Here is a 1,661-nt window from a genome sequence, read left to right on the forward strand (position 1 = left end):
TGGCTCCGCCCAGCCAGTTGGCGCCGACCGCATAGGCTTCGCCCACGCTGAACGGCGTGACGGTCATAAAGGCTGCAACCGACAGCAAACCGGAGGCCAGGGGGTCGGTCTTGCGCTCTTCTGCCAGTGCCAGACCAATAAAGAAGGGGGCCATCAGGGACATGATGCCCAGGGTGCCGTTATAGACGTTGCCGCCGATGCTCTTGAGGCCATCAAGGGTGGCGATGGTGGCGGGATCGATCCGCACGCCGATGGAGTAGAAGAAGGAGCCTTCGCCAAAGCTCAGAAAGACGTTGTTGATGAGAACGAACATGGCCCCGACCAGCGTCAGGGGCATCAGCTTGATAAAACCGTTCTTGATGGCGTTGACATGAGGTTGTTTGCCCAGCTTGACGGCTATGGGCAGTATGACCTTCTCCAACGATGCGATGATGTTGCTCACAGGGATCTCCTTACTGCGCGAGGCTCTTCTTGATAGAGGCTACCGCCGCCTTCAGTACGCCGAGGCCATCGACCTTGCCGTAGAGCAGGGTGTCGATCACCTCGACCGGCTTGCCCGGCAGTTGCTGCTGGATCTCCGGCAGCATGTAGGCGATTTGCGGGCCCAGCAGCACCAAATCGGCATCCTGTCCCTTCTCGCCAGCCAGGGTCTCCGGATAGGCATCGATCAGCACCGGCACATCATATTTTTCTGCCTGCGCCTTCATCTTTGAAACCAGCAGTGAAGTGGACATCCCAGCAGAGCAAAACAGGTAGATACGCTTCTTTTCCATAACCCTTCCCTCAACGCTTGAAAACCAAATGAACAGATCGGTCGAGATGGTTGCCTGTTGTGTTATCTAGACACATCAATCATCTCAAATTGACTTCATTGTATCGGCCTCTGGGTTCCATCTGGTATTTCGATTTTTTTATCAATAGTCTCTGGTTGACCTGTTGTTTTGCCGTCGCTCACATTTCTGATGGGTTGGCACAAAGGAAATGAGATTGAATGGGGCGTGAAGAGGATGGTTTTCTTTTTTAATCGTTATTTTTCAGTTAGTTATTTTTATGCTTTTGTGGGCGGCTGTAATGTGGCTGGAAAAGATCAATAACGGGTGACAGCTCACATTTATCAAATGATGCAATCTTATTGATATTTAATTTGGCTATGGCGAGTTGCCGCTTTTTGAGCAAGGTGTGCGCTCATTGACCATTGGCGGCAAATGGATTGACGAAGGAGGCGGGCTTTTTCCGCACTGAGCGGGCTGAAAGAGAGGGGGATCAGACACTCTTACAGGGGATGTGGCGGTACGTCAGAGTTAAATGAGTAAGGGCTGAGGGGGTCAGTGCAGTGAGAGGAGAAGGCACAAAGGGATAAACAAGCTGACCCCGGAGTGGCTCCGGGGTCAGCGGGATAGGGGTTAGAGCCGCCCCTGATAGCGCAGGGGGAAGCGGCCCTGACTGTCGGGTTGGCCGAGGAAGGGGAGCCCTTGCTGCATCTGCGGTGGCAGTTCTGGGCCCGGTTTCAGGGTGCCCTGGAACAGGTATTGGCCATTGGGTTGCAGCTCGAGGCGACCCATGGCCTGCACCGCATCGGAGCTCTGCTTGAGTTCGGCCACCAGTTTGGAGTCGAGGCAGGTGAGTTTCAGCTCGGGGTCGGCCAGATCCAGCTTGCCCGC

General features: G+C 54.6%; 2 protein-coding genes and 1 pseudogene. All 3 read right to left on the bottom strand.

The annotated features are described in order from the left end of the window. Window positions 1-442: pseudogene (locus BN1139_RS08945) on the bottom strand (PTS transporter subunit EIIC); the annotation flags it as partial. 10 nt (window positions 443-452) lie between these two features. After that, a complete protein-coding gene (locus BN1139_RS08950) occupies window positions 453-773 on the bottom strand; it encodes a PTS sugar transporter subunit IIB (RefSeq protein WP_005350034.1) in 321 nt (106 codons plus the stop codon). 630 nt (window positions 774-1,403) lie between these two features. Next, the coding region (gene gspN / locus BN1139_RS08955; protein WP_041980406.1) for a type II secretion system protein N at window positions 1,404-1,661 on the bottom strand (258 nt) is incomplete at its 5' end.

The sequence above is a fragment of the Aeromonas veronii bv. veronii genome, assembly GCF_000820225.1.
Lineage (GTDB): Bacteria > Pseudomonadota > Gammaproteobacteria > Enterobacterales > Aeromonadaceae > Aeromonas > Aeromonas veronii.